The sequence below is a fragment of the Brenneria salicis ATCC 15712 = DSM 30166 genome (genome assembly GCF_003315515.1).
GTDB lineage: Bacteria > Pseudomonadota > Gammaproteobacteria > Enterobacterales > Enterobacteriaceae > Brenneria > Brenneria salicis.
In genome coordinates this window covers 25617-34248 of sequence record NZ_QNRY01000037.1, presented here as the reverse complement: position 1 = coordinate 34248, position 8632 = coordinate 25617, and the positions used below count along the sequence as shown (strand labels likewise).

At 51.0% G+C, this 8632-nt stretch carries 7 protein-coding genes and 1 tRNA gene; 5 read left to right on the top strand and 3 right to left on the bottom strand.

Going from position 1 to position 8632, the window contains the following annotated elements; genetic code table 11:
* Nucleotides 1–762 precede the first annotated feature (762 nt).
* Nucleotides 763–1452 carry a LexA family transcriptional regulator gene (locus DES54_RS14175; protein ID WP_240635019.1) on the bottom strand — a complete coding sequence of 230 codons (690 nt, stop codon included), beginning with the start codon at nucleotides 1450–1452 and terminating at the stop codon, nucleotides 763–765.
* Nucleotides 1453–1573: 121 nt separating this feature from the next.
* Between DES54_RS14175 and DES54_RS14170 the strand changes: the two genes are divergently transcribed.
* From DES54_RS14170 to DES54_RS14160, 3 genes are all read left to right on the top strand, one after another.
* Nucleotides 1574–2965 carry a glycoside hydrolase family protein gene (locus DES54_RS14170; protein WP_113868463.1) on the top strand — a complete coding sequence of 464 codons (1392 nt, stop codon included), beginning with the start codon at nucleotides 1574–1576 and terminating at the stop codon, nucleotides 2963–2965.
* Nucleotides 2966–3646: 681 nt separating this feature from the next.
* Nucleotides 3647–3910 carry a helix-turn-helix domain-containing protein gene (locus tag DES54_RS14165; RefSeq protein WP_104770452.1) on the top strand — a complete coding sequence of 88 codons (264 nt, stop codon included), beginning with the start codon at nucleotides 3647–3649 and terminating at the stop codon, nucleotides 3908–3910.
* A complete protein-coding gene (locus DES54_RS14160; RefSeq protein WP_113868461.1) occupies nucleotides 3907–5253 on the top strand; it encodes a type II toxin-antitoxin system HipA family toxin in 1347 nt (448 codons plus the stop codon). The genes DES54_RS14165 and DES54_RS14160 overlap by 4 nt, the downstream gene beginning before the upstream one ends.
* A 230-nt stretch (nucleotides 5254–5483) precedes the next feature.
* On the opposite strand, the gene DES54_RS14155 is transcribed toward DES54_RS14160, so the two are convergent.
* Nucleotides 5484–5559 (bottom strand) — tRNA-Gly (locus DES54_RS14155).
* A gap of 213 nt (nucleotides 5560–5772) precedes the next feature.
* Nucleotides 5773–6315, bottom strand: a complete 543-nt coding sequence (orn, locus tag DES54_RS14150; protein WP_113868459.1) for an oligoribonuclease — start codon at nucleotides 6313–6315, stop codon at nucleotides 5773–5775.
* A 201-nt stretch (nucleotides 6316–6516) separates the two neighbouring features.
* On the opposite strand from orn, the gene rsgA reads away from it, so the two are divergent.
* Nucleotides 6517–7566: a small ribosomal subunit biogenesis GTPase RsgA gene (gene rsgA, locus DES54_RS14145; protein WP_113868457.1), complete on the top strand. Its 1050-nt coding sequence runs from the start codon at nucleotides 6517–6519 to the stop codon at nucleotides 7564–7566.
* A gap of 76 nt (nucleotides 7567–7642) precedes the next feature.
* Nucleotides 7643–8602 (top strand): archaetidylserine decarboxylase, encoded by a 960-nt coding sequence (gene asd, locus DES54_RS14140; protein ID WP_113868455.1) that lies wholly within the window; start codon nucleotides 7643–7645, stop codon nucleotides 8600–8602.
* The last annotated feature ends 30 nt before the right edge of the window (nucleotides 8603–8632 follow it).

The window sequence follows — 8632 nt, the reverse complement described above, 5'->3', positions numbered from 1 at the left end:
CGAAGTGGTGATGTTGAATCCGGATAAGCCGGAAACAGCGCTGGAAAATGCAGCATAAAAAATGACTAAGGGTGCCAACATCCTTGACAGCCGCCGCACCAATGAAATAGGTAAAATAAAACTATCGCGAAAAAATAAAGGGAAAGGAATAAATCGAATAGAGATATTTTTGGCAAGCGAATAAAGTCATGCTTCTGGCCTCATCAGAATAGAGGCCAGAATTGCTCAGATACGGCTTTCTCATCAATCTGTTTACTGGTGAAGATCAGCGAATGGTTCCTCAAAGCCTCTTAACCAGAACCGCAAACACCCATCCCTCGGCAAGGGCTTTCCGACGCGTGAGTTATCGTAGGGGAAAACCTCGATCTCCCCGGTGCATTCATAGCCGCGCCGCTGATACCAGGCGATCAAAGATTCCCGAACTGGAGTGATCAACAAAAATTAGCCTTGATTTTAGAGTATTGACAGAGTCGTTTTTAACAAGAATTGGAACGGGAAACGAGATAAACGCTGAACCGCTAAGCTTTAGTTTATTAAAGTTAATTTTATACCGTAAGTATCAGTCGAACCTTGCAATTAGTGTTGTTTTGGGGGTTCGTCAAGCAAACGAATTAACGGCTCTTTTACTTTAAACAACATATCCGCAATTCGCTCAATGCTGCCATAAGCATCTGATTTAGCTGGACAGTGCCAATAGCGGGCTTTGATAAATATCCAAACTCGACTCAGCAAACAATCCGCATCCGATTTTCAGCTATCCGTTCAACCCAGGCGCGTGTAGTCGATCGACTGGCGCAGCAACACCTTCGCCATAATGTGAAACTGCGTCTCATCAAACTTGTCGACAGACCAGGAACGGTATTTCTGATTATCCGAAAGCACCAGCAAACGATCTTTCAGTATCTGTAACCGTTTTACGTGCAGCGTATCGTTATACGTGAAAACGTAAATGCCATCCCCCTCAAAAGTATTGACTGAAATATCCACAAAGATTTGATCGCCAGGTTCAATGGTGCCCGACATACTGTCGCCATTCACCGTAATCACTTTGATCACGCTGTCAGGCTTGCCGCCGAACATATCCCTTCCCTGTCTCTGGCTGTACTCGATCGCTCTGACCATTTCGACGAAGTCTGATGAGACGATCTGTCCGCTGCCTGCACTGGCGCTGATATCCAGAATCTCCACACGATAGCTGGCATCAGCGCTTTCAGCCTTAATCGGCATAAAAAACCAGTATTCAGGATAACCGCTCAGTGCCGACAATGCCTGTAACCGCTTGCCAGCGGGCGCATTTTTCCCGCTCACCCAGTACTGGACGGACTGTGGTGTAACCCCCAGTCGGCGGGCAAGCTCTGATTGGCTCCAGCCGTTTTCAGTCAGAACCTGCGCAATGCGTTCGGCGGAAATCGAATGAGTATTTTTTTTCATGTCATCAAGTTCAATTTGCATTATTTAATATCTTCAATTAAAACTATCATAGTTTCAAGTTTTAATTGAAACTTACGTTTAATGTAATCTGCATCGTCTTATCACAGTTGAAAATATTAGCAAATATACAGGAGTCGCACCGATGATCATTACGCTTGAGCAATACGCTTACAACGCCAACATCCATCTGACCAGCCCGGAGCCGGGCTTTATGAATGATATTCAGACGTTCATTTATGATGAAAACCAACGCCTGTGGCAGGGATACTATCTGTGGAACGGGGACTATTCCTGGGGAGGTAATGGTTCTTCCTGGCGTCATTACACGACATCGAACTGGGAAAACTTTACCGATCATGGCGTCGCCATTCCCAAATACCAAACCAAGGAAGGGGATGTTTCCGGCGGTTCGATCGTGATTGACAACGCCAACCTGTCCGGGTACGGCGCGGGCACCTGGCTGGCGTATGTCACCAGCTATGGCGACGGGCTTCAGACCACGAATCTCTGGTATTCAACCGATAACGGATACACCTTTTCTCCCTGCGAATCCAACCCGGTGCAGCCGAATGCCCTCAAAAAAACCAATTTCCGCGATCCTTTCGTCTTTATCCATGACAACCACGTTTATCTCTATCTGGCCGAAGAGAGCGAATTCGGCGTTTATCGATCCGCGACCGGCAAAGCGCCGTTCGATTACCTCGGCAGCGTTCCGATACAATATATGGGCATGGTTGAATGTCCGGCAATAACGACGCTGTATTGCTCCGATCTCAAGATGGACAAAGCGGTGCTGGTGTTCGGCGGCAACGGCGGCGGACTGGACACCAGCGGAACTTTCCTGCATGTCGGCACACTCGATGACAACATGCTGTTTCATGCGATCGAAACGCCGACACCGCTTGCACTTGACCTCGGCGCCGATTTTTACGGTACCCGTATTGGCTACCAGGAGGAAGGCTCTTACGACAATCTGCACTCTCTGGCATGGGTATCCAACTGGAGCTATTGGCAATATACGGCGGCACTGCCCGCCGTCGATAAAAACGGAATCATCGGTTGCGCCAGCATACCGCGCAAGGTGACATTGCGATATCTCGATAACCGTTACCGTCTGGAAACCGAACCGCTTCTCGATGTATCGAGTGGAACGTTTTTGGCGACGAAGACAGCGACGAGCGCCGGCAGCTACGCCCTTGATTCGTTCAGTAATGGCCGTGGCCGTTTGCGCATCACGCTGGAGGATAATAACGCCGAAAATCTGACGCTCACCATTGGCAACGATAAGTGGCGGATTTCACTGGCGCTGGTTTGCGCCACGGGGGTTTGCACCATCACCCGATGGTCGGTTTTGTTGGAAAATAACGTCGCTTTCCTTAAACCTCATCGGATGATGTTGCCGGCCATGCCAACCCGATGGGATGTGTTGATTGATCGACAGGTGGTGGAGTTTTTTTTCGACACCGGTACATCAGCCACTTTCGCTACCTTTAGCGACGACGATGCGATAACCGTGGTTTTCGATGTCGCATGACCGGCCCTCGAATATGCTGATTCCCCTTCAGTCCACTCAAAGTCAATCCCGGCAGGCGTTATCGGCGTCCCCGTTTAACATAGCTCGTCGGGGTAGCATGTGGGAGCTCAAGTCCCAACGGCAAGTGAAACCGTCCTGCCGAGATGGGTTTTAAGGGAAACGTACCTTGCCGGACATTAACACCACCGGGCTTTTTGAAATCAATCACAAACCAAGGCTGGCCGCGGGTGGTTTTCAATGGATTGCTCTGGAAAAAAAAGAGCTTTTCGCTCTTTTTCAGAGACCTACAGACATCAGTGGACATCTATAGAAAAGAAATTGGAGCAGGAAACGAGATAAATTTTTCTCGCTCAATCGGCTGATTCAACAAGGGTTTTCGGTACACCTCGTTGATTGACTGGCTATATTGCGTACCAGGTTGGGGACGTTGGCAAGATGTCTGGAATTCTCCTGCTTATTCCAAGGCTCAATTCTGGCCTTGATCCAGACGGTCGTTTCAAACGTCATAAAATGTATCCCTCAAGCTACAATTTAGTTTTGTTTTCCACGTTTTGATGCCTAAAGGCCACAAAACGAGATCCTGGCTATCTATCCTATGACATAGCCGTAACGATTGCCCATTTGTATCCCGTAAGCTACAGTAAACCTACTATAACTCACTTTTGAAGCCTGAGGCATACAATGACCACATTAGCCGATATCGCCGATATGTTGCGCAACGCACGCTGGGAAGCCGGTCTAAGCCAGGAGGCTCTCGCGCAACGCGCTGGCGTTTCCCGCACCACGGTCGCACGTATGGAAACGTTGGCCAAAGGAGATATGAGCGTTTCGGCACTGGTGCGTTTATTAGAGGCCGCAGGCTACGATCTGCAACCCGTTAGGCCGGGTCATACGCGCACTATCGAAGATATCCTGGCTGAACAACGGCAAGGTGACAAGGTATGAAACTCGATGTGCATGTTTGCGGACGAACCGTTGCCAACCTCTATCGGGAACGGGACGAATATGTTCTGGAATACCTGCCCGGCACGGCCCCAGCAGACTTTATCAGCCTGACAATGCCAGTTCGTGAGGAGCCTTGGCGCTGGCCGCGGGATCTGCATCCTTTCTTTCGACAGAATCTGCCCGAAGGCTATCTGCTGAGCATTATCCGCGAGGAATTCGGGCCGCTGCTTGATGGCACCGATCTTTCACTGTTGGCCGTCGTGGGTGGCATGGGCATTGGTCGAGTGACGGTTACTCCTGAAGGCGGCGCTCCTGTTGAAGAGATGGCGCCTTTGCAGATCGAGCAGCTACTGAAGGCGGAGAACACCACTGAACACTTTACCAGCCTTGTGCGCCAGTACGCCCGTGCGTCCATTTCCGGCATGGTGCCCAAATTCATTGCACCTGAAGAAAATGCAAAGAACCCAAACCAACTGTTAGGCAAACCTACGCTGCGCAGCAACCATCATATCATCAAGGGCTCGGACGACAGCACTCCTTATCTAGGCTTCAACGAGTTCTACACCATGCGGGTTCTGGAACGTTTACATGTCGTCCCGGTTGCAAAAACGCGTATGTCTGATGATGGCCGCGTACTGATCGTGGATCGCTTCGACGTTGATGAAAACGGTTTGTCAACGCATGGCATTGAGGACGCCTGTAGTCTGTTGGGGCTTCCGCCGCACGAGAAGTATGCAACCACCATTGAGCGCGTTCTTAATGCGACTCGCACATATCTGCCAGCAGCGAAAGTCCGAACGCAATTGGAGCAGTTTGGCTGGCATCTTCTGACCAACTATGTGGTACGCAACGCCGACTGCCATGCCAAGAACATCGCGTTGTACTACAGTTCGTTGAAAGATGTGGCCTACACGCCGGTCTACGATATCGTAACGACACAGGCCTATCCACGCTACGCGACTAATCCGCCGGGATTATCTGTCGAGGGACGCCAGGCATGGGCTGTCGGCAAAACACTGGAGCGGTTCTGCAAAGCCAGACTAGGGATCGCACCCAGACAGTATACGGAAATGGTGGAACGCTTATGCGAATCGGCCATTGAGGTAGGTAAGGAAGTGATTGAAGCCGCCAAAAATGAACCTCGCTGGCATACTGTCGCCAAGCAAATGGTGTATGCCTGGAATGACGGAATGGCATCATTACGCAGTCCAAAAAGCGTTGTCACATTCAAGGGGCTAGATGAGGCGATTGCACAAGCGGGGTTTTCGGAACCAGAGCTACCCGGAAGCCAAAGAACGGTTATTGGACGTTCGGAATTATTGGGCAAATCGAGTAAGGGATAACGATATATTTTGCGAAAAAATGTTGGCCACCGATCAATTTCCAATAGCAACAGGGAGTTACGTGAACATAATGATAAGCGTAACGCCCCCGATTTTCGTGTACTGATTTGTGTACGACTCCGGTGTGGTTGACGGTGGTTTTCAGTTAATTTCACTGGATGCTCAACAGAGCGATTACCCTGTTGAATCAGAGAGCGACAGACGTTGGTGGCTGTCTATAGAAAAGAAATTGGAGCGGGAAACGAGACTCGAACTCGCGACCCCGACCTTGGCAAGGTCGTGCTCTACCAACTGAGCTATTCCCGCTTAGGATGACGCGGCACCGGATACGAAATTCCGTATCGGTACGGGGTGCGAATTATACGAGAAATTCTGTCCCCCGCAAGCCCCCGCAAATGAAAAAACGTTTGATTGCCGATAAAAAAATCAAAGCGCTGCTAAAACATACAACATCCATTCTGAACGACCGTACAGGTTGTATGCCTGACGGTCAATTTGTCCACCAACGCCTGAATCAGCTTAAAGCTGGATAAAATGCTCGCGGTAATACGCCAGTTCCGCCAGCGATTCGCGAATATCATCCATTGCCTGATGCGTACCCTGCTTTTTAAACCCTGACAGAATTTCGGGTTTCCAACGGCGCGCCAACTCTTTGAGCGTGCTGACATCCAGATAACGATAATGGAAATAAGCTTCCAGTTCCGGCATATAACGGAACAGAAAACGGCGATCCTGACCAATACTATTGCCGCAAATCGGTGATTTACCCGCAGGTACCCACTGTTGCAGAAAAGCCAGCGTAGCCAGTTCCGCTGCGCGCTCGTCGACTGAACTGGCTTTGACGCGATCGATCAAGCCGCTGGCGCCATGTGTGCGCACATTCCAGTCGTCCATCAGCGCGAGTTGGCTGGCGGGTTGATGAACCGCCAGCACCGGCCCTTCCGCCAGCACATTCAGATTGGCATCAGTCACTAATGTCGCAATTTCAATAATACGATCTTGTTCAGGATCCAATCCTGTCATCTCAAGATCGATCCAGATCAGGTTATTTTCATCTACCATCGTTGGTATTCCCGTTTCACTGCGTATTGTTGCCTGTCGGCATTGATTGATAGTCGCGCCCACACTGAACACCATCTGGCGGCATCAGTTAATTAAAATCAAATAGGGTGTATTATAGTCGCTTCAATCATCATGGGCGACAACCCTGTCTTACGGCGTTCGTCGTACCCTGGCGATCAATGGCGTATTAAGTGAGGCTCAGTGAGCAAAAAGAAACTGTCGAAAGGTCAGCAACGGCGGGTCAGCGCGAATCATCAGCGCCGCCTTAAACATTCAGAAAGCAAGATCGAATGGGAGGATAGCCAACTGGGTGATGCTCAGGAAGGCATTATTATCAGCCGGTTCGGTATGCATGCCGATGTGGAAGCCGAAAACGGCGTGGTGCATCGTTGTAATATCCGTCGTACCATTAAATCACTGGTCACCGGCGATCATGTCGTGTGGCGTGCCGGCAACGAAGCACTCTCCGGGATCAGCGGGATCGTTGAAGCCGTTCATCCGCGGCGCTCCGTCCTGACGCGTCCCGACTATTACGACGGCGTCAAACCGATTGCGGCGAATATCGATCAGATCGTCATCGTGTCGGCCATTTTGCCCGAACTCTCCCTCAATATTATCGATCGTTATCTGGTGGCCTGCGAAACGCTGGAAGTTGAACCGCTGATCGTGCTGAACAAGATCGATCTGCTGGATGAAGAGGCTCGCCAGTTCGTTAATGAATTGATGGATATTTACCGGACGCTCAACTATCGCGTACTGATGGTTTCAAGCCATACCCAGGCAGGCATTGCGCAACTGGAGCAGGCGTTAACCGGACGTATCAGTATCTTTGCCGGACAATCCGGGGTTGGCAAATCCAGCCTGCTCAACGCCCTGCTCGCCCTTGATGAAGAGCGTATTCTGGTTAACCAGGTTTCCGACAACTCAGGGCTGGGACAACACACCACCACCGCCGCCCGTCTTTATCACTTCCCGCACGGCGGAGACGTGATTGATTCCCCCGGCGTGCGGGAATTTGGCTTGTGGCATCTGGAACCTGAACAGATCACGCATGGTTTCATTGAGTTCCGGGAATATATCGGCGAGTGTAAATTCCGTGACTGTAAACATGACAACGATCCGGGCTGTACGATTCATGCCGCCCTTGAGCGCGGCGACATTGCCGCCGAGCGCTTCGATAATTATCACCGGATACTGGAAAGCATGGCGCAGGTAAAAACGCGTAAAACCTTTTCCGATACGGATAACTGACATTTATTGTATCCATCGCTACAATGCGCCCTTTTTCTTTCACATCATGGCGCACCACTAACCCAAGAGGCTCACTGTGCTGGATAATATCAAAATCAAATTACAGTATTGGCTTCCCAAAATCTGGCTGACGCGTTTAGCTGGGTGGGGAGCGGATAAACCGGCGGGTAAGCTTACCAAGCTGGTTATCGATCTGTTCGTTCGTCAGTACAAGGTCAATATGCAGGAGGCGCAGCAGCCGGATACCGCCGCGTACCGGACGTTCAATGAATTTTTTGCTCGTCCCCTGAAGCCAGAGGTTCGTCCTGTCGATAGTCATGCCCATCGTCTGGTTCAGCCGGCTGACGGCGTGTTGTCGCAGTTGGGGCCGATCACGGACGGCAAGCTGATCCAGGCCAAAAACCACCTCTACTCACTGGAAGCGCTGCTTGCCGGTAACTACATCATGGCGGAACTGTTCCGCGACGGCCTGTTCGCCACAACATATTTATCGCCCCGCGACTACCACCGCGTCCATATGCCGTGCGACGGCGTCCTGCGCGAAATGATTTACGTGCCGGGCGATTTGTTCTCCGTCAATCTGCTGACCGCGGACAACGTGCCGAATCTGTTTGCCCGTAACGAGCGCGTTATTTGTCTGTTTGATACCGAGTTTGGCCCGCTGGCTCAGATTCTGGTCGGCGCCACCATAGTCGGCAGTATCGAAACCGTCTGGGCAGGCACCGTTACGCCGCCGCGGGAAGGCATTATACAACGCTGGACTTATCCGCAAGCAGGCGAAGGCGCGGTTATGCTGGAAAAAGGCCAGGAAATGGGCCGATTTAAGCTGGGCTCCACTGTCATTAACCTGTTTGCGTCCAACCGGGTGCAGTTTGCCGCGCATCTTAATAGCCTCAGCGTTACCCGCATGGGCGAACCCTTTGCGGAGATGTTGTCTGAAGATCAGGAAACCACGGAATTACCGGACGAAACGTTGGAACGCGCGCCGTCTCATGTTGTCCATGTTGAGCCAGGCACAACAGACCGTCCGGGCTGAGCGCCGTCAATTCCCCATTGTTGTTAGTGA

Coding starts and splice junctions, on each gene's coding strand:
- DES54_RS14175 (WP_240635019.1), bottom strand. CDS start 1,452: ATGCAAATTGAACTTGATGACATGAAAAAAAATACTCATTCGATTTCC.
- DES54_RS14170 (WP_113868463.1), top strand. CDS start 1,574: ATGATCATTACGCTTGAGCAATACGCTTACAACGCCAACATCCATCTG.
- DES54_RS14165 (WP_104770452.1), top strand. CDS start 3,647: ATGACCACATTAGCCGATATCGCCGATATGTTGCGCAACGCACGCTGG.
- DES54_RS14160 (WP_113868461.1), top strand. CDS start 3,907: ATGAAACTCGATGTGCATGTTTGCGGACGAACCGTTGCCAACCTCTAT.
- orn (WP_113868459.1), bottom strand. CDS start 6,315: ATGGTAGATGAAAATAACCTGATCTGGATCGATCTTGAGATGACAGGA.